18 protein-coding genes are annotated in these 18405 nt (G+C 58.0%); 14 read left to right on the top strand and 4 right to left on the bottom strand.

Going from position 1 to position 18405, the window contains the following annotated elements:
• Positions 1–13: 13 nt before the first annotated feature.
• Positions 14–1078 carry an MBL fold metallo-hydrolase gene (locus PQR63_RS07225; RefSeq protein WP_408166885.1) on the bottom strand — a complete coding sequence of 355 codons (1065 nt, stop codon included), beginning with the start codon at positions 1076–1078 and terminating at the stop codon, positions 14–16.
• Positions 1079–1265: 187 nt separating this feature from the next.
• Between PQR63_RS07225 and PQR63_RS07220 the strand changes: the two genes are divergently transcribed.
• The 12 genes from PQR63_RS07220 (at position 1266) to PQR63_RS07165 (ending at position 13585) form a co-directional block, all read left to right on the top strand.
• The gene (locus PQR63_RS07220; protein WP_408166883.1) at positions 1266–1706 is read left to right on the top strand and encodes a MerR family transcriptional regulator; all 441 of its coding nucleotides are present in this window, start codon (positions 1266–1268) and stop codon (positions 1704–1706) included.
• 211 nt (positions 1707–1917) lie between these two features.
• Complete coding sequence (locus tag PQR63_RS07215; protein ID WP_408166881.1) at positions 1918–3102, top strand: isovaleryl-CoA dehydrogenase; 1185 nt, start codon at positions 1918–1920, stop codon at positions 3100–3102.
• A 91-nt stretch (positions 3103–3193) separates the two neighbouring features.
• Positions 3194–4387, top strand: coding sequence for an acetyl-CoA C-acetyltransferase (locus PQR63_RS07210; RefSeq protein ID WP_408166879.1), 1194 nt, complete (start codon positions 3194–3196; stop codon positions 4385–4387).
• Positions 4388–4404: 17 nt separating this feature from the next.
• Entirely contained in the window at positions 4405–5016 is a 612-nt protein-coding gene (locus PQR63_RS07205) for a 2-hydroxychromene-2-carboxylate isomerase (RefSeq protein ID WP_408166878.1), read from the top strand.
• Positions 5016–5432: a YchJ family protein gene (locus tag PQR63_RS07200; protein ID WP_408166876.1), complete on the top strand. Its 417-nt coding sequence runs from the start codon at positions 5016–5018 to the stop codon at positions 5430–5432. The genes PQR63_RS07205 and PQR63_RS07200 overlap by 1 nt, the downstream gene beginning before the upstream one ends.
• Positions 5433–5458: 26 nt before the next feature.
• Positions 5459–7081, top strand: coding sequence for a carboxyl transferase domain-containing protein (locus tag PQR63_RS07195; RefSeq protein ID WP_408166874.1), 1623 nt, complete (start codon positions 5459–5461; stop codon positions 7079–7081).
• Between the two features lie 38 nt (positions 7082–7119).
• Entirely contained in the window at positions 7120–8079 is a 960-nt protein-coding gene (locus PQR63_RS07190) for a DUF4410 domain-containing protein (RefSeq protein ID WP_408166873.1), read from the top strand.
• Between the two features lie 34 nt (positions 8080–8113).
• Positions 8114–10126 carry an acetyl/propionyl/methylcrotonyl-CoA carboxylase subunit alpha gene (locus PQR63_RS07185; protein WP_408166871.1) on the top strand — a complete coding sequence of 671 codons (2013 nt, stop codon included), beginning with the start codon at positions 8114–8116 and terminating at the stop codon, positions 10124–10126.
• 9 nt (positions 10127–10135) lie between these two features.
• Positions 10136–11071: an MBL fold metallo-hydrolase gene (locus PQR63_RS07180; protein WP_408166869.1), complete on the top strand. Its 936-nt coding sequence runs from the start codon at positions 10136–10138 to the stop codon at positions 11069–11071.
• An 86-nt stretch (positions 11072–11157) separates the two neighbouring features.
• On the top strand, positions 11158–12087 hold the full coding sequence (locus PQR63_RS07175) for a 2-hydroxyacid dehydrogenase (protein ID WP_408167432.1): 930 nt from the start codon (positions 11158–11160) through the stop codon (positions 12085–12087).
• A 2-nt stretch (positions 12088–12089) separates the two neighbouring features.
• Positions 12090–12623, top strand: a complete 534-nt coding sequence (locus tag PQR63_RS07170; RefSeq protein WP_408166867.1) for a YbaK/EbsC family protein — start codon at positions 12090–12092, stop codon at positions 12621–12623.
• Positions 12624–12676: 53 nt separating this feature from the next.
• A complete protein-coding gene (locus PQR63_RS07165; protein WP_408166865.1) occupies positions 12677–13585 on the top strand; it encodes a hydroxymethylglutaryl-CoA lyase in 909 nt (302 codons plus the stop codon).
• A gap of 113 nt (positions 13586–13698) precedes the next feature.
• On the opposite strand, the gene PQR63_RS07160 is transcribed toward PQR63_RS07165, so the two are convergent.
• Together PQR63_RS07160 and PQR63_RS07155 are read right to left on the bottom strand one after the other, a co-directional pair.
• Positions 13699–15534, bottom strand: coding sequence for a methyl-accepting chemotaxis protein (locus PQR63_RS07160; RefSeq protein ID WP_408166864.1), 1836 nt, complete (start codon positions 15532–15534; stop codon positions 13699–13701).
• Between the two features lie 142 nt (positions 15535–15676).
• Complete coding sequence (locus PQR63_RS07155) at positions 15677–15799, bottom strand: hypothetical protein (protein WP_408166862.1); 123 nt, start codon at positions 15797–15799, stop codon at positions 15677–15679.
• 242 nt (positions 15800–16041) lie between these two features.
• On the opposite strand from PQR63_RS07155, the gene PQR63_RS07150 reads away from it, so the two are divergent.
• Complete coding sequence (locus PQR63_RS07150) at positions 16042–17013, top strand: NAD(P)H-dependent flavin oxidoreductase (protein WP_408166860.1); 972 nt, start codon at positions 16042–16044, stop codon at positions 17011–17013.
• 213 nt (positions 17014–17226) lie between these two features.
• The gene (locus tag PQR63_RS07145) at positions 17227–17493 is read left to right on the top strand and encodes a hypothetical protein (protein WP_408166858.1); all 267 of its coding nucleotides are present in this window, start codon (positions 17227–17229) and stop codon (positions 17491–17493) included.
• Positions 17494–17706: 213 nt separating this feature from the next.
• On the opposite strand, the gene PQR63_RS07140 is transcribed toward PQR63_RS07145, so the two are convergent.
• On the bottom strand, positions 17707–18402 hold the full coding sequence (locus PQR63_RS07140; protein ID WP_408166856.1) for an alpha/beta fold hydrolase: 696 nt from the start codon (positions 18400–18402) through the stop codon (positions 17707–17709).
• Positions 18403–18405 lie beyond the last annotated feature (3 nt).

Raw genomic sequence — 18405 nt, 5'->3', positions numbered from 1 at the left:
ATTACGTCAGGGCTTATTTCTGCAGAAAGCGAAATATACCGTCGTCGCCGAGCTGTCTCTGCAACACGCCGTCGAACCACAACTTGTGCAGATGCGCCACCGCTTCGCCAAGCGCAAAACTCAGCTGATGCGTATCCAGCGGGCGCTTGAACATCACCGGCAAAATCTCCACCGCGGTCTTCGGCGTCGCGCACGCTTCCACCACTTCCGCCAGACGCGCGCGGTGGTGATCGTTGAGTTGCGTGATGCGCGTATGCACACCACGGAACGGCTTACCATGCGACGGCAACACCAAAGTATCGGCGGCAACAGCGGCGTATTTTTCCAGTGAATCCAGATATTGCTGCACCGGATTAGCTTCCGGTTCGATGGCAAACACCGAGACATTCGTAGAAATGCGCGGCAGTACCATGTCGCCGGAAATCAGCAGACGTGCGTCGTCGGCATACAGAGAAACATGTTCCGGCGAATGGCCGAAGCCGGTGATCACTTGCCAATCGCGACTGCCGATGCGGACCGTATGCTGATCCTGCATGCGGGTGTACGACAACGGCACGCTCGGCACCAGATTCTGGTAGTAGTTATTGCGTCCCGACAATTTCTCGATCAGCCCCTCGTCCGTCAGGCCATGCAAGCGAAAATGCGGCGCCGCTGCGGTGCCGTCTGCCCCCGGTAAGCCAGCCGACATCAGCCGTGCAAAGGCATATTCGCCGGCGCTCATCCACAACGGCACGTTCCAGCGCTTGCAAAGCCAATCGGCCAGGCCGACATGATCCGGATGGCAATGCGTGACCAGCACGCGAATGATCGGTAAGCCGCGCAGTTGCGTGGCAAAGATGCTTTCCCAGCTTTCTTTCGTGGCATCGGTGGCGATGCCGCAATCGACTGCCGTCCAGCCGCGCACGCGTCCGCTAGGCGTCTCGATCTCGTCTTCCAGCAGCCACAGATTGATGTGATCCAGCGCAAACGGCAGTCCCATGCGCAACCACAATATGCCGGGAGCAACTTCCATAGTGGTGCCCAAGGCGGGCAAGGTGTCGCCGAAGGCGTATTCAAGCTGGGATTCAAGAGCGTTCATGATTACCTGACTGCGGCCTGCTGTGACCGAAAACGGCGATGCGCCATCAACCGTGGCAAAACGTTATCAAACTTGCAAATCACGAAGATATATTTTCATTTTTTGCAGACAAGCCTACAATATACTTTACGTTAACGTAAAGTGCCACCGCCACCCCGAACCAGCAATCTTTCATCGCCCAAAGATCATGCCGACCTACACCATTACCGAGCTGGCAAAAGAATTCGACATCACGCCGCGCGCGATCCGGTTCTATGAAGATCAGGGCTTGCTGAGTCCGAAACGCGAAGGCAGCGGCGGCCGCAACCGCGTCTATGCCGCACGCGAACGCACCCGCCTCAAGCTCACCCTGCGCGGCAAGCGTCTTGGCCTCACTCTCTCGGAAATCAAGAACCTGGTTGACATGTACGAGTCGCCCAAGGATACCGAAGCACAGCTCAAACGCTTCCTCGGCGTGCTTACCCAGCATCGCGAAAAACTGGAACGCCAGCGCGAAGATCTCGAAGTGACACTGGAAGAAATCGCGGCGCACGAAGCCGAATGCCTGCGATTATTGAACACCGACTTACCGCAAAAAGCGCCGGCAAAACGCACTTCGCGCACCACCGCCGCCCGAAAATCAGCCTGACCCCATGAATACCTATTGCTCAACATTTAGGCACATTACGCATTTCAATTGACGTTAACGTAAAGCATATAAACCAATAGCCCATCAGAACCACTAACAAAACGCCGATGGCAAGGCGCGCCGACGCAGACAGTACGGATGTACGGCAAGGAGAAGCAACGCGGCCAGCGGTGTTTTGTTAGTGGTTCTTATCAAAACGAGGAGACATAAGATGATTCATCTGCCAGGTTTAACCTTCGATCACGGTGAAGACATTGCCGCCCTGCGCGAGAGCGTGGCCGCGTTCGCACAAGCTGAAATCGCCCCGCGTGCGGCGGAAATCGATCGCAGCGACCAGTTCCCGATGGACCTGTGGAAGAAAATGGGCGACCTTGGCGTGCTCGGCATCACCGCCGACGAAGAATACGGCGGCGCAGCCATGGGTTATCTCGCACACATCGTCGCGCTGGAAGAAATCTCACGCGCCTCGGCTTCGGTCGGTCTGTCCTACGGCGCGCACTCCAACTTGTGCGTGAACCAGATCAAGCGCAACGGCACCACCGAGCAAAAGAACAAGTACCTGCCCAAACTGATCTCGGGCGACTTTATCGGCGCACTCGCCATGTCTGAGCCTAACGCCGGATCCGACGTGGTCAGCATGAAGCTGCGGGCAGATCTCAAGGGTGACCGCTACGTGCTGAACGGCACCAAGATGTGGATCACCAACGGCCCCGACGCCGATGTACTGGTGGTCTACGCCAAAACCGATCTGGAAGCAGGCGCACGCGGCATGACTGCCTTTCTGGTGGAAAAGGGTTTCAAGGGATTTTCGGTCGCGCAAAAACTCGACAAGCTCGGCATGCGCGGTTCGCACACCGGCGAACTGGTATTTCAGGATTGCGAAGTGCCTGCAGAGAACGTGCTCGGTGGCGTCGGTCGCGGCGTCAACGTGCTGATGTCCGGCCTCGACTATGAGCGCACCGTGCTGTCCGGCGGGCCGTTGGGCATCATGCAAGCCTGTATGGATGTTGTTGTGCCTTATGTCCATGACCGCAAGCAGTTCGGCCAGTCGATTGGCGAATTCCAGCTGATGCAGGGCAAGATCGCGGACATGTATTCGACCATGATGGCGTGCAAGGCTTATGTCTACGCCGTCGGCCAGGCCTGTGACCGGGCGAAGACGCCAGACGCTGCGCGCGCCCTGCGCAAAGACGCCGCCGGCGCTATTCTCTACTCTGCAGAAAAAGCCACCTGGATGGCCGGAGAGACCATTCAGGCACTGGGTGGCAACGGCTATATCAACGAATATCCGGCCGGCCGCCTGTGGCGCGACGCCAAGCTGTATGAAATCGGTGCCGGCACCAGCGAAATCCGCCGCATGCTGATCGGCCGTGAGCTGTTTGCAGAAACGATGTAAATGAAGATGATGTGACGCATCTCTTGGTACCTCCTTAGATGCGCTTTATTTGAATCACCAGACCGCAGTATTTTTTGAGCAGGAGAAGAACATGCAAGACCGCATAGAAGATCCCATCGTTATCGTCGGCGCCGCGCGCACACCCATGGGCGCCTTTCAGGGCGAGTTGACGGCGTTAAATGCCAGCGACCTCGGCGCTGCCGCCATCAAGGCTGCGCTGGAGCGCGCCGGTGTCGCACCGGATCAGGTTCAGGATGTGTTATTCGGCAACTGCCTGATGGCAGGACAAGGCCAGGCGCCTGCGCGTCAGGCGGCGATCAAGGCCGGCATTCCTGTTTCTGCAGGCGCAGTGACTTTGTCAAAGATGTGCGGATCGGCCATGCAGGCCGCCATGTTCGGCTACGACTCCATCCTTGCAGGCACCAATGAAATCGTCGTCGCCGGCGGCATGGAGTCGATGACCAATGCGCCTTATCTGATTCCAAAAGCGCGCGGTGGCTATCGCATCGGTCATGGCATGATCTACGACCACATGATGCTCGACGGTCTGGAAGACGCTTACGACAAGGGTCGCGCCATGGGCACCTTCGGCGAAGACTGCGCGGCGAAATACCACTTCACGCGTGAAGATCAGGATGCCTTTGCAATTGCCTCGGTCAAGCGCGCGCAGCAAGCCACCGCGGACGGTTCGTTCCAATGGGAAATCGCACCGGTCACCGTCGCCACCCGCGCCGGCGATGTCGTCGTCGACACCGATGAAGGCCCGCGCAAGGCCAAGGTCGAAAAAATCCCGACGCTCAAAGCAGCCTTCAAGAAAGACGGCACCATCACCGCCGCCTCGTCGTCGTCCATCAACGACGGCGCTGCTGCGCTGGTCTTGATGCGTGAATCGACCGCAAAAAAACTCGGCTGTACGCCGATTGCCCGCATCGTCGGCCATGCGCGCCATTCGCAGGAACCGAACTGGTTCACCACTGCACCGATCGGCGCCATCAACAATCTGTACAAGAAAACCGGCTGGAGCACCGCCGACGTCGACCTGTTCGAAATCAACGAAGCCTTTGCCGCCGTGCCGATGGCTGCGATGAAGGAACTCGGCATCACGCACGACAAGGTCAACATCCATGGCGGCGCCTGTGCGCTGGGTCATCCTATCGGCGCCTCGGGTGCACGCATCATCGTGACGCTGATCGGTGCACTGAAGAAAACCGGCGGCAAGCGCGGCGTGGCTTCGCTGTGCATCGGTGGCGGCGAAGGTACGGCGATGGCGATCGAACTAATCTGAACCGGATAGAGAAAAACATGAGCGATCAAAAAACTTCCATCGATTTTTACTTCGACTTCAGCTCGCCGTATGGTTATTTCGGTTCGCTGCGTATTGAAAAGCTGGCAGTGCAATATGGCCGCACGGTCAACTGGCACGCCGTTCTGCTCGGCCCGGTGTTCAAGGTGATGGGCATCGCGCCCATTGCCAACGTCCCATTGAAAGGTGAGTACTCGCACCACGACATGGAGCGTACCGCACGCTTTAACAACATTCTGTTCAAGCGCCCGGATGTGATGCCGATCGCCTCGCAGCATGCGGCGCGCGCAGTGTTGTGGGCACAGAAAAACGATGCCGCCAAAGCCGTCAATCTGATCCACACGCTGTACAGCGCCTACTTCACCGAGAACATCGATATCAGCAAACTTGAAACGGTGCTGCGCATCGCCGGCGACGTCGGCATTGATGAGGACAAACTGACCACCGCGCTGAACGACGATGCCATCAAGGACGCGTTGAAGGCTGAAGTTGCCGCTTCCATCGAACGCGGTGTGTTCGGCTCGCCCTTCGTGATTGTCGACGGCGAATCGTTCTGGGGCTTTGATCGCTTCAACCAACTCGAGGTCTTTTTGAAGGATGGAAAGATCTGATGGCGGGCAAAGAAAATAAACAGGCTTGTCCCTGCGGCAAAGGCGTCTACGCCGTTTGCTGCGGGCGCTTCATCTCCGGCGCAGCAGTACCGGCGACGGCAGAGCAACTGATGCGCTCGCGCTATACCGCGTTCTCATTGCGTGAAGAAGAATACCTGCGCTCGACCTGGCATCCCGACACGCTGCCGGACGAGCCGATCACGGCGGAGAGCGACGTGAAATGGATAGGCCTCGACGTGATCAAACATAAACACGTCAAAGATACTGACGAAGCTACGGTGGAATTTGTCGCCCGATTCAAGGTCGGTGGCCGCGCGCATCGTCTGCACGAGGTCAGCAGTTTTGTACGCCAGCCGGATGCCGCAGGTGTGGCGCGCTGGTATTACGTCGACGGTGCTTTCCCGGACGACGAATAAAAAATACATTGAGACAAAGGATCACCATGCCGCAACTCGACAGCAAACTGAACACGCGCAGCGAAGAATTTCAGAGCAACACCACGGCGATGCAAACCATCGTCGACGATCTGAAAGCGAAGATCGCCGCCATTGCACAAGGCGGTGGCGAAACCGCTCGCAACAAACATCTGGCGCGCGGCAAGTTGCTACCGCGCGATCGCGTGCAGATGCTGCTCGATCCGGGCACGCCTTTCCTGGAGTTCTCGCAGCTGGCGGCCTACGGCATGTATCAGGAAAAAGAAGGCAAGGATGCGGCGCCGTCGGCCGGCATCATCACAGGCATCGGCCGTGTCGCCGGACAAGAGTGCGTGATCGTCTGCAACGACGCCACCGTGAAAGGCGGCACCTATTATCCGATGACCGCCAAGAAGCATCTGCGCGCGCAGGAGATCGCCGAATTCAATCATCTGCCCTGCATTTATCTGGTCGACAGCGGCGGCGCCAACTTGCCGAATCAGGATGAAGTGTTTCCCGACCGCGATCACTTCGGCCGCATCTTCTTCAACCAGGCCAACCTGTCGGCCAAGGGCATTCCGCAAATCGCGGTAGTGATGGGTTCATGCACCGCCGGCGGCGCCTATGTACCGGCGATGAGCGACGAGTCCATCATCGTCAAGGATCAAGGCACCATCTTCCTGGCCGGCCCGCCGCTGGTGAAGGCCGCCACCGGTGAAGTCGTCACTGCTGAAGAACTGGGCGGCGGCGATGTGCACACGCGTCTGTCCGGCGTAGTCGATCATCTGGCGCAGAACGATCTGCATGCGCTGTCGATTGCGCGCAGCATCGTCGGCAACCTCAATCGTACCAAGCCCCAACAACTCGCCGTACGTGAAGTGCAGGAACCGAAATATCCGGCACGCGAACTCTACGGCATCATCCCTACCGATACGCGCAAACCCTTTGATGTGCGCGAAGTGATCGCGCGCGTGGTCGATGGCAGCGAGTTCGATGAATTCAAGGCGCGCTACGGCACCACGCTGGTGTGTGGCTTCGCGCATCTGTACGGCATGCCGGTCGGCATCATCGCCAACAACGGCATCCTGTTTTCCGAATCTGCACTCAAGGGCGCGCACTTCATCGAACTGTGCTGTCAGCGCAAGATTCCGCTGATCTTTTTGCAGAACATCACCGGCTTCATGGTCGGCAAGAAATACGAAAACGAAGGCATCGCCCGTAACGGCGCCAAGATGGTGACGGCCGTGTCGACCGCCGCGGTGCCGAAGCTGACGATGATCATCGGCGGCAGTTTCGGCGCAGGCAACTACGGCATGTGTGGTCGCGCGTTTTCGCCACGCTTCCTGTGGATGTGGCCGAACGCGCGCATCTCGGTGATGGGTGGCGAACAAGCGGCGAGCGTGCTGGCGACCGTCAAGCGCGACGGCATCGAATCCAAGGGCGGCAACTGGTCGGCGGAAGAAGAAGCCGCCTTCAAGTCACCGATCCGCGAGCAATACGAGCATCAGGGCCATCCTTATTACGCCTCGGCGCGTCTGTGGGATGACGGCGTGATTGATCCCGCCGATACCCGCACCGTGCTCGGACTGGGACTGAGCGCGGCGTTGAATGCGCCGATTGAAGAAACGAAGTTCGGCGTATTTCGTATGTAGAATGAATGCTCCAAATCCAACAACAAAGGCAGGGGAAAATGAAAAATTACTGGGCTCTGATTTTGTCGTGCGTCGCATTGCTGTCCGGCTGCGCCGGCACGATACAGAGAGAAAACGGCTCCATGAAATCCACTTTCGCTACGACCTCCATCAATTCCGTGGAACTGAAATTGTCGGAAGAGGCAAGGTTGTTGCAAGCCGAAAATCCTATTTTCAGCCAGAAGGAGTTGCTGGATTTCGTCGAACGCAAACTCGGCAGCTTGGATTTGGTGAAAGCTGACTCGCCTTATCACGCAGAAATCACCATTACCCGTTTCCGGATCCGCTCTGCGTTCAACGCAATTATGTGGGGCATCATGGCAGGGACGGATTCGATCGACGGCAAAGTCCGCATCTTCGACAGCGGCAATAGACAAGTCCATGCCTTCGACGTTACGGCCTCGTATGGACTGGGCGGTATAGCTGGAGGAGACAGTACACGCGTCAACTGGCTCTACAACAAGTTCACGGAACTGGCCGTTGCCGAGATGATGGGGAAGACCGACTTCACGGATATCCGCCAGGCGAACAAGCAAAAGATTCAGGCCAGCCGCAATGCAGCGAAACAGCCGCTTCAAAGCGAATTTGCACTTCCTCCCGATACCGGTTTTGCTGAATTGGCCAACGCCGAGGCCATCCCCTATGTCGGTCAATTTGCCAAAGACAGCTACGCCCTTTATCTGACACGTCCTCTGCCGCGCAGCTTCGTCATTTCCGAGAATGGACATTGGGCGTATCGCACGGGAAAAGACGCGCTCGCTTCTGCACTGATCACTTGCCAGAATGCGGCGAAATCAAATTGCTATCCCTACGCAATCGATGATCACATCGTCTGGAAAACAGATGTCGCCGAACGGGAGCTGATGCGTCGGCAATTATTGGCGGAAATTGCGTCTCATCGAAATACGAAGACGGCGGCGGTACAAAAAATAATGCCCCCGACTGAACCGGGAAAATAATTCTTCTATTCAGAAGATGCAAAAAGGAGACAAGATGTTCAGCAAAATACTGATCGCCAATCGCGGCGAAATCGCTTGCCGGGTTGCCGAAACCGCGCGCAAGCTCGGCATCAAGACCGTTGCCGTGTATTCGGAAGCCGACGCACAGGCCAAACACGTGACCGTCTGCGATGAAGCGGTGTTGATCGGCCCCGCCCCGGCCAAGGAAAGCTATCTGCTGGGCGACAAGATCATCGCCGTGGCGTTGGCGACCGGCGCACAGGCGATCCATCCCGGCTACGGTTTTCTGTCGGAGAACGCCGGTTTTGCGGAGGCCTGCGCGAAAGCTGGATTAGTCTTTATCGGCCCGCCTGCATCGGCGATCCATGCAATGGGATCGAAGTCGGCCGCCAAGGCCTTGATGGAAAAAGCCAAGGTGCCGCTGGTTCCCGGTTATCACGGCGACAATCAGGATGCAGACTTCCTGCAAAAGGAAGCCGATGGCATCAGCTATCCGGTGCTGCTCAAGGCAAGCGCAGGCGGCGGCGGCAAGGGCATGCGTATTGTCGACAAACCGGAAGACTTCAAAGCCGCGCTGGCATCGTGTAAACGTGAAGCGATCAATAGCTTCGGCGACGACAAGGTGCTGGTGGAGCGTTACCTGACACGCCCGCGCCATATCGAGATTCAGGTGTTCGCCGACAGCCATGGCGAATGCGTCTATCTGTTTGAACGCGATTGCTCGGTGCAGCGCCGCCATCAGAAGGTATTGGAAGAAGCGCCTGCTCCCGGTATGAGCGAAGAACGCCGTCGCGCCATGGGTGAAGCAGCCGTCGCCGCTGCCAAGGCGGTCGGCTATGTCGGCGCGGGCACGGTGGAATTCATTGCCAATCAAGACGGCTCGTTCTACTTCATGGAAATGAACACGCGCCTGCAGGTCGAACATCCGGTGACCGAAATGATCACCGGCCTCGATCTGGTGGAATGGCAATTGCGCGTGGCATTCGGTGAACATCTGCCGCTGCGTCAGGAGCAATTGCAGCTCAACGGCCATGCCATCGAAGCGCGCATTTATGCGGAGAATCCGGAGAAGGGTTTCTTGCCATCGATCGGGACGCTGCGCTATCTGCATACCCCCCCGGCGGTACATTTCCGCGTCGACAGCCATACCCAGACACCGGCGGCGGTGCGTATCGATTCGGGTGTACGTGAAGGCGATGCGATTTCGCCGTTCTATGATCCGATGATCGCCAAGCTGATCGTCTGGGGCAAGAACCGCAATGCCGCACTGGCCAATATGGCCGCGGCGCTGGCGCAGTACCGCATCGTCGGACTTGCCACTAACATCGGCTTCCTGCAACGCTTGATCGCCGGACAGGCGTTCTCCACGGCGGATCTCGATACCGGGTTGATCGAACGCCATCACGATGCGCTGTTCCCTGCGCTGCAGCCGGCATCGACAGCCACGCTGGCAATGGCGGCCTCACTGCTGCTTTCGCAAGAAGCGGAACGTGTCGGCGACAGCAATAACCCATGGGCGCACACCAGCGGCTGGCGCATGAACAGCAGCTTGCTGCGCGCATTGCAGTTTGCCGACGAGGCTGGCGCTTATCAGATTCATGTCGAATATCGCAGCGACCGGCAATGGACGTTGCACCGTGACGGCGTTCAGCACACGCTGCGCTTTGACAAGCAAGGCGCTGCGGATCTTCGCATCACGCTGGACGATTCCACACTCGCCGGCAATGTGGTGCGCGATGCCGACACCTTCCACGTCTTCCATCAAGGCCGTCATGCCGTGCTGACATGGGACGATCCGCTGGCGCATGCCGGCCACAGCGAAAGCGAGGGCGGCCGCCTGACGGCGCCGATGCCGGGCAAGATCGTCGCCGTGCTGGTCGAGAAAGGCCACAGCGTCACCAAGGGCGCACCGCTGCTGATCATGGAAGCGATGAAGATGGAACATACGATCGCGGCACCCGCCGATGGCGTCATCGACGAGTTGCTGTATGTAGTCGGCGATCAGGTGACGGAAGGCGCACAGTTGCTGGCGTTCACGCCGGGCTGATCGTCGTCCATGCGCGCCCATCCCTACGGCCTGCCGTCCAGCGTATATGTACTTGAGCGCGGCTGGCTGTCGTCCAACAACGTTCTGTTTCTCGGTGCGGAAGAGACGGCGCTGGTCGATACCGGTTATGTCACGCATGCTGCGCAAACCCTGGCGCTGATCGAACATGTACTGAACGAACGAGGCCGTGCGCCGCAACTTGATCGCGTGATCAATACCCATCTGCATTCCGACCATTGCGGCGGCAACGCTGCCTTGCAGGCGCGTTACCGTTGCCGCACAACGATCCCGCATGCCGAGGCCGACAAGGTGGCGCGCTGGGATGAGAACGCGCTGAGCTACAGAGAAACCGGCCAGCAATGTCCACGCTTCAGTTTCGACGACACCTTGCAGGATGGCGACACCTTGCAACTTGGTAATCTGGCATGGACCGCACTCGCCGCACCCGGCCACGATCCGCATTCCTTGATTCTCTATTGTGCACAGGAAGGCATCCTGATCTCGGCCGATGCTTTGTGGCAGAACGGCTTTGGCGTGATTTTTCCCGAGCTGGACGGTGAATCGGGTTTTGCCGAAGCACGCGCAACGCTGAACCTGATTGCGGGACTTGATGTGCGGGTGGTGATTCCGGGTCATGGTGCACCGTTCACGGAGGTGAAGCAAGCGCTGGCGACAGCTTATTCGCGCCTCGATTATTTGGAGGCCGATCCGCTGCGTAATGCGCAGAACAGCGTCAAGGTCATGCTCAAGTTTTTGCTGCTGGAAAGACAGGCGATTCCCTTGCTCGATGTGGCTTCGATGATGGCGGATATTCCCTTGCTGGCCCGATGCAATCGCCGCTACTTCCAACTCAGCGACGAAGCGCTGGCCGATTGGGCGAGCGCTCAGCTGATCAAGGCAGGCGCAGCGAGCAGCGACGGCGTCATGCTGCACAATGCAGGTTGATGACAAATGGAAGATCCACCGGCGGCAGCGATGATGCGTTGCAGGTAAAATCAGCGGCTTACTCCACTCTCATCTCTCCTGACGCGATGCGCATCCTTTTTCAAACCGCCGACACCGTCAACCAGGATGCCTGGTTGCGTGATTTACGTTCTGCCATGCCGCATGCCGAGATTCGCGTCTGGCAATCCGGCGACACTGCACCGGCTGATTACGCCATCGTGTGGAAGCCGCCGGTCGAGATGCTGCAAGGGCATCCCGAATTGAAGGCCGTCTTCAATCTTGGTGCGGGTGTCGATGCGATCCTGCAACTGAACGTAGTGCCGGACAATCTGCCGTTGATCCGCATCGACGACGGCGGCATGGCGGAGCAGATGGCCGAATTCGCCACGCATGCCGTGCTGCGCTACTACCGTCGCCTGGATGAGTATGAACAGCTGTCGCGCCGCGGCGAATGGAAGCCGCTGCCGCCTTTCGAGCGCAGCGACTTCGGTATCGGCGTGCTGGGACTGGGCGTGTTGGGACAACGTATCACCGAGAGCCTGCAACATTTCGGCTTTCAGGTCAGCGGCTGGAGCCGCAGCCCGAAGACGCTACCCGGTGTCAAAGCTTATGCCGGTACGGAGCAACTGAACCAATTCCTGCAAGGCGCACGCGTGCTGATCTGCATGCTGCCGCTGACACCCGACACGGCAGGCATCCTCAATCGCGAGACCTTGTCGCAGCTGCCACGCGGTGCCTATCTGGTCAATCTGGCGCGCGGCGGTCATCTGGTCGAGGCCGATCTGCCGCCGCTACTGGAAAGCGGCCAGATTGCCGGTGCCACGCTGGATGTATTTCAGGAAGAGCCGTTGCCGCCGCAACATCCGTTCTGGCAAGACCCGCGCATCGCCATCACGCCGCATATTTCTGCGCTGACCGTACGCAGCGAGGCTGCCCGCCAGATCGCAGAGAAGATCGTTGCGTTGGATCGTGGCGAACGCGTGGTCGGACTCGTCGATCGCAACAAAGGATATTAAGCATGGAACAACATCAGCACGCCGATGCACTGCCCGACTCCGCACAGCGCGTCGCCAATTTATTAAGCGAGCTGAAGCACGACAAACCAGTGGTCATGCTGTCCAGCGCCGGACGCACCTCGGCCGAAGCGGCTGCCGGTCTCGGTTGCAGCGTGGCGGAGATTGCCAAGTCGATCATCTTCCGTCGCTTGTCCGACGATGCGCCGGTGTTGGTGATTGCCAGCGGCAGCAATCGCGTCGATGAGGCCAAGGTGGCGGCGCAAGTCGGACCGTTGGGTAAAGCCGACGCGAAGTTCGTGCGTGAGAAAACCGGTTATGTCATCGGCGGCGTCTGTCCAATCGGCCATGCCGTCAAACCGGTCATGCTGCTGGATCAGGATCTGTTTCGTTACGACAGCGTGTGGGCGGCGGCGGGACATCCGCATGCCGTCTTCAATCTGACGGCGCAGCAATTGCAGGCGATGACCGGTGCGCCGGTGGCTGATGTCGCCTTGGTGCCCGTCGCTCCGGTTGAAAGCATCCCGCAGGCAAACTGATATCATCAAAATCATATTCAAATGCATAGCCGACTAGGCAGAGGAGACACCCCATGAGCTTGCCCAAGAAAGTAAAAATCGTTGAAGTCGGCCCACGCGACGGCTTGCAGAACGAGAAGGAAACCATCTCCGCCGAAGTCAAGATCGAGCTGGTGAACCGGCTGACTTCCGCCGGTTTCGTCAATGTCGAAGCCGCCTCTTTCGTCTCGCCGAAATGGGTGCCGCAGATGGCGACCTCAAGCGAAGTCATGCAAGGCATCACGCGCAAACCCGGCGTGATCTATTCGGCGCTGACGCCCAACATGAAGGGCTTTGAGGCAGCGTTGGCGGCCGGTGCCGATGAGGTCGTGATTTTTGGCGCAGCGTCGGAGGCCTTCTCGCAAAAGAACATCAACTGCTCGATTGCCGAATCGATCGAGCGTTTCCGTGAGGTCGCGCAAGCGGCCAAGGAGCACAAGATCCGTCTGCGCGCTGCGGTCAGCTGCGCCTTCGGTTGCCCGTATCAGGGCGAGGTGCCGCTGTCATCGGTCTCGGATGTGGTCGGCCGTTTTCGCGATCTGGGCTGTGATGAAATCGACATCGCCGACACCATCGGCGTGGCGACTCCGAACAAGGTCGCGCCGGTGATGCAAGCGGCAATTCGCGAATTCAACATCGATGGTTTGTCCGGTCACTTTCATGACACCTACGGTCAGGCACTGGCCAACATCTACGCCAGCCTGGAAGTGGGTATCACGATTTATCACTCGTCAGTCGCCGGGCTGGGCGGCTGTCCTTACGCCAAGGGCGCCACCGGCAACGTTGCCTCGGAAGACGTGCTGTACATGATGCAAGGCCTGGGTATCGAAACCGGTATCGATCTGGACATCGTCGTCGATGCCGGACAATTCATATCTGAGCATCTGGGACGCAAGGCGGTCAGTCGCGCCGGCAACGCCATTGCGGCAAAGCGCAAAGGCTGAACCCTCATTCAAGTAGTCCGGGCGATTTGAGTTGCCTGAAATAAAAAGCGGCGTGACCATCTCCGGTCACGCCGCTTTTTTGTTTGTTCATTTTTGTTTGTTCGTACCGGGGCTTAAAACTCTTCCCAAGAGTTTTCGTCCGTAGTTGTTGATTTGACCTTGCTGCCCGCGGACGCGGACCCAGACGATGCAGCCGGAAGCGCAGGTTTGCTCACTGATTTGGGCGAGCTGGATGGCTTGGAAGGTTCAGCCCACGACTTCGGTGTCGGCGCAGCCTTGTATGTGGGCTTTGGTGATTTTGGTAGTGCACCGGATGCCACAGCACGCACATCGGAATGATGCGCGCCCGACAGCTTGAACACGCTGACCGCCTGCGTGAGCAAGCCAGCCTGCTCTTGCAGACTCTCCGCGGCTGCCGCAGCCTGTTCCACCAATGCCGCGTTCTGCTGCGTAATTTCATCCATCTGCGTGATGGCGCGGTTGACGCTTTCGATGCCGACACTTTGCTCCTGGCTCGCCGCCGTAATTTCGCCCATGATGTCGGCCACATGTTTGACCGAGGTGACGATTTCTCCCATCGTCGCGCGAGCGTCGTCGACCAGTTTGCCGCCCGCGTCGACCTTGCCGACTGAGTCGCCGATGAGTTCCTTGATTTCCTTGGCGGCTGATGCCGAACGCTGTGCCAGACTGCGCACTTCAGAAGCCACCACTGCAAACCCGCGGCCTTGCTCTCCGGCCCGCGCCGCTTCCACGGCAGCGTTCAATGCGAGGATGTTGGTCTGAAACGCAATACCGTCGATCACGCTGATGATGTCGACGATCTTGCTGGAGCTTTCCTTGATTGATCCCATGGTCTGCACGACATTGCCCACCACTTCACCGCCTTTGATTGCCAGTTCGGATGCGGACGTCACCAGTGAGTTTGCCTGACGCGCGTTGTCGGCGTTCTGGCGCACGGTAGAGGTCAGTTCTTCCATCGAGCTGGCGGTTTCTTCCAATCCTGACGCCTGTGACTCGGTGCGGCTGGAGAGATCGGCGTTGCCGATGGCAATTTCTTTCGACGCGACATTGATGGTTTCGGTGCCGCTGCGCACATTGCCGACGACGCTCGCAAGACCTTCCCCGATGCCGTTGATGGCCGCCATGAGCCGGCCGATTTCATCGTCGCGCTCAATAGCAAGCTTGACGGTGAGGTCTCCGGTAGCCAATCTTTCTGCTGCGTCAAGACTCTGGTCGATCTGCTTCTTGATCAGCACGTACAGCGCATACAGCACCGCTACCGAGATGATGACCATCAACGCCAGCATCGCAAGCGCCAACATATAAGCTTTTCTGCCGTCGGCGCGCGCCTTGTCCAGCTCACGGGAAGTGCGCTGATCGAGCAGTTGCTGGAATTCGTTGATCGGCTTCATGATCGCGGCGCTCTTCTTTTCATAAGCGTCGTCGTGCACCAGTTTGCGCGCCGTTTCCAGGTTGGGCTCGTCCTTTTTGGTGAACTTGCCGGCACCGTCGTCGTATTCGCCCTTGACGGCATGCATGGCGATTTCTTCGGTTTTTATCAGGCCGATGGAGAGCGATTGCGCTTCGTTGAGTTTGGCGAATTCCTGCTCGGTAAAGCCGGCTTGCTTCATCAGATCAACAAGGGGAATGGTGCGACCGTCCGGGCGCGGTTTCTTGCCGTCGACGACGGCAACGATATCCCAGTAGAGTGTTTCGTATCTGGCGTCGCCTGTGACCACGTAGCTGCGAACTGCCGCCGTCAGGCGTTCAGAAGTATTACGAACTTCGACAGCGAGCTTATACGAATTGTAGCGGGCGTCGCCGGATCTCTCGATCTCATTCTGCGCACGCAGGATCAATTGCAATGCACATGCCATCAAGATCGACAACACGGCGAGCACTGCAAAAAACAGCAGAAAACTTCGCTTCAACGTAAACAGCTTACCCATGGGCTACCCTCCTTGATTTCTACAAAGAAATGCTTGATCGGCGCCTGGTATGCACAGCGACTGAAGACGACTGGGCATCACCCACGGGCGATGCCTGAGTAATCTTTACTGCTTTGTTCTCGTGCTGTTGTTGCGGTATGCGTCAGTGCGTGTAGCGACTACGAGTGCGTATGTGTTTCAGACGCGCCTGCAAATAGCGGCTGTGAAGAGCTGCAGCACCGATAAGTCCGCCGGCAATGGCGGCCACGATCAGAAAGGTATTCATATATCCCCCTCGGAAAGATTACCTTGAATTCAGCCGGGATTGGCCTGTCTACACGGATGCAAGTCATGTGCCATGCAACGGGTCGAAGTATTTATAGGCTGATTTGTAGAAAAAATAACATGTTTACAAAATGAAAAGTTCGATCAAAAGCAAAAATCATTTGATGCAACAACACAAAAAAGCACGATCGTAATATTTTTATCCTATAATCTTTGGATTACCTACAACGATGAGACGCCGCCATGCCCAATCGCACCATCCCCGACATTCTGCAAAACCTTCGTTTGCCCGTGATTGCTTCGCCGATGTTCATTGCCAGCAGTCCTGCGCTGGTGGCGGCCCAGTGCAAGGCGGGGATCGTCGGCTCCTTCCCTGCGCTCAACGCGCGTCCGGCTGAACAGCTCGACGTCTGGCTGACGCAGTTGCAGACGGAACTGGCAGAATACAAAGCGGCTCATCCCGATGCCATCATTGGCCCGATCGCGGTAAACCAGATCGTGCATCAGTCCAATGACCGCCTTGCCCACGATGTGGAAGTCTGCGTGAAGCATCGCGTACCGATCATCATCTCCAGCCTGCGCGCGCCACCAAAGGAAATGCTGGACGCCATCCATAGCTACGGCGGCATTGTGCTGCATGACGTGATTTCGATCCGCCATGCACAGAAGGCATTGGAAGCCGGCGTCGATGGACTGATTCTGGTGGCGGCCGGTGCCGGCGGCCATGCCGGTGCGCTGTCGCCGTTCGCACTGGTGGGCGAAGTACGCAAGTTCTTCAAAGGCCCGCTGATCCTGTCGGGTGCGATCGCCACGGGCGACGCCATCCTGTCGGCGCAAGCCATGGGTGCGGATCTGGCTTATATCGGTTCCCGCTGGCTGGCAACAAAAGAGGCCAACGTCACCGACGAATATCGCCAGGCCATCGTCGACTCGACCGCTGCCGATGTGGTCTATACCAACCTCTTCACCGGCGTGCACGGCAACTACCTGAAGAAGTCCATCGTCAATGCCGGACTCGATCCAGACAATCTGCCGGAAGCGGACAAGACCAAGATGAATTTCGGTTCCGGCGGCGACACCAAGGCCAAAGCATGGCGCGATATCTGGGGCGCAGGCCAGGCCGTGGGCCTGATGGATGACGTACCGACGGTGGCTGAAATGGTGGATCGTCTGGAAAAAGAATACGCTGCGGCGCGTCAACGCCTCGCTATTTAAGCGGCCGCCGACGATGTCGCGCATCGTCGGAAAAGCAAGAACCGGCGTGGCTTTGCGAGCGATACCGACATCCTGCCGACATGACTCCGACAGACGGGTTCTGTCGGACAAGCTTATTGATTGCAAATGAGTTTGTAACTAACGTCACTTCTTCGGCACTTCTTTCTCACTTGTATGTCGTACTGGTTCAGACACCATACACGTGAGGATTTTATGACCAGCTTTCTCCGCACCAGAAAAGACCGCCATCCAAAACCGGAAAACAAAGCCCGTCTCCCCCATGAGCATGATCAGTCCGGCGATAGCCAGCGCAGCGACGTGGATCAGAAGGAGATGCGCCGCGCCTATCAGGACATCCGGGAAGGCCAGGTAGATACCGACCTGCGCGGCAGCGGCGGACTGGATGAGATGAATAAGGGCAGCGGCAAACGCGCCAGCGAAGCCCCGCGCAAGGATGATCCTTACGACAAATCACACTGAGCTCGATATCAGCCGAAGCAGCGCGGGAACAGCGCGGGAACAGCGCGCATTAACAGAAGATCAAGAGACCAGGCAATGACACTCGCATCACTGACATGAGGACGTAGACCGCAAAACCAGTCTTACCGGTTTTACTTTACTCATGCGATGCCACAATACGCCGCTTACGAGCGGCGTATTGCATTTGTGCTTTAAAACCTTGCCTTACGTGCCTTACAGCCGCGAGGATGCGATCCAATCGCGGATGATGCGAAATAGCTCCTCCGGCTTTTCCATCGGCGTCATATGACCGCAATCACGTACGATCTCAAAGCGCGCAGCGGGAATACGCTGGGCCATTTCTTCCGACTCTTCCACCGTCCGCAGACGATCGGCATCGCTCGCCACGATCAGCGTGGGGCAGGTGATGCGATGCAAGTCGGCATAACTGCCGTCGCGCAGCGTCGATAGCTGACGCAGAAAAACCTCCTTGCCGTTAGCCAGCGCCATGGCTTGCAAACGTTGCAACAAACCCTGATCCGTTGAACGATCCGGATGCAGCGACGACGCCAGGGCGCGCGAGGTCAATCCCTTGAACGGCGTCTTTTCCGCGAGTGCGATCTGCGCCAGCGTGCCGGCCGATTCCTTCTCGCTCTGCGGGCGCGAAGAGGTATTCAACAAGCCCAGTCCAAGCACACGTTCCGGCGCTTTCAGGGTAATCGCCTGCGCCACAAAACCGCCCATCGAAAAGCCGAACAGCACGAACTTTTCCGGCGCTGTCGACAGCACGCGATCAGCCATCGCGGCAATGGAAGCATCCTGCCCCAGATCTCCGAAATGCAGATTGCCCACGGTGGCAAGATCGCCATGCATGTCATCCCAGAGGGAAGCGTTCAACATGAAGCCGGGCAAAAAAACCAGGTCGCGCATTTT

Origin of the sequence: Herbaspirillum rhizosphaerae (assembly GCF_046025915.1) — a bacterium.
GTDB classification, from domain to species: domain Bacteria; phylum Pseudomonadota; class Gammaproteobacteria; order Burkholderiales; family Burkholderiaceae_D; genus Herbaspirillum; species Herbaspirillum rhizosphaerae_A.
This window is presented reverse-complemented; position numbering and strand designations above follow the sequence as displayed.

Bases quoted from the DNA above. Each gene is read 5' to 3' on its own strand.
- PQR63_RS07225 (WP_408166885.1), bottom strand. From the start codon at position 1,078: ATGAACGCTCTTGAATCCCAGCTTGAATACGCCTTCGGCGACACCTTG.
- PQR63_RS07220 (WP_408166883.1), top strand. From the start codon at position 1,266: ATGCCGACCTACACCATTACCGAGCTGGCAAAAGAATTCGACATCACG.
- PQR63_RS07215 (WP_408166881.1), top strand. From the start codon at position 1,918: ATGATTCATCTGCCAGGTTTAACCTTCGATCACGGTGAAGACATTGCC.
- PQR63_RS07210 (WP_408166879.1), top strand. From the start codon at position 3,194: ATGCAAGACCGCATAGAAGATCCCATCGTTATCGTCGGCGCCGCGCGC.
- PQR63_RS07205 (WP_408166878.1), top strand. From the start codon at position 4,405: ATGAGCGATCAAAAAACTTCCATCGATTTTTACTTCGACTTCAGCTCG.
- PQR63_RS07200 (WP_408166876.1), top strand. From the start codon at position 5,016: ATGGCGGGCAAAGAAAATAAACAGGCTTGTCCCTGCGGCAAAGGCGTC.
- PQR63_RS07195 (WP_408166874.1), top strand. From the start codon at position 5,459: ATGCCGCAACTCGACAGCAAACTGAACACGCGCAGCGAAGAATTTCAG.
- PQR63_RS07190 (WP_408166873.1), top strand. From the start codon at position 7,120: ATGAAAAATTACTGGGCTCTGATTTTGTCGTGCGTCGCATTGCTGTCC.
- PQR63_RS07185 (WP_408166871.1), top strand. From the start codon at position 8,114: ATGTTCAGCAAAATACTGATCGCCAATCGCGGCGAAATCGCTTGCCGG.
- PQR63_RS07180 (WP_408166869.1), top strand. From the start codon at position 10,136: ATGCGCGCCCATCCCTACGGCCTGCCGTCCAGCGTATATGTACTTGAG.
- PQR63_RS07175 (WP_408167432.1), top strand. From the start codon at position 11,158: ATGCGCATCCTTTTTCAAACCGCCGACACCGTCAACCAGGATGCCTGG.
- PQR63_RS07170 (WP_408166867.1), top strand. From the start codon at position 12,090: ATGGAACAACATCAGCACGCCGATGCACTGCCCGACTCCGCACAGCGC.
- PQR63_RS07165 (WP_408166865.1), top strand. From the start codon at position 12,677: ATGAGCTTGCCCAAGAAAGTAAAAATCGTTGAAGTCGGCCCACGCGAC.
- PQR63_RS07160 (WP_408166864.1), bottom strand. From the start codon at position 15,534: ATGGGTAAGCTGTTTACGTTGAAGCGAAGTTTTCTGCTGTTTTTTGCA.
- PQR63_RS07155 (WP_408166862.1), bottom strand. From the start codon at position 15,799: ATGAATACCTTTCTGATCGTGGCCGCCATTGCCGGCGGACTTATCGGT.
- PQR63_RS07150 (WP_408166860.1), top strand. From the start codon at position 16,042: ATGCCCAATCGCACCATCCCCGACATTCTGCAAAACCTTCGTTTGCCC.
- PQR63_RS07145 (WP_408166858.1), top strand. From the start codon at position 17,227: ATGACCAGCTTTCTCCGCACCAGAAAAGACCGCCATCCAAAACCGGAA.
- PQR63_RS07140 (WP_408166856.1), bottom strand. From the start codon at position 18,402: ATGCGCGACCTGGTTTTTTTGCCCGGCTTCATGTTGAACGCTTCCCTC.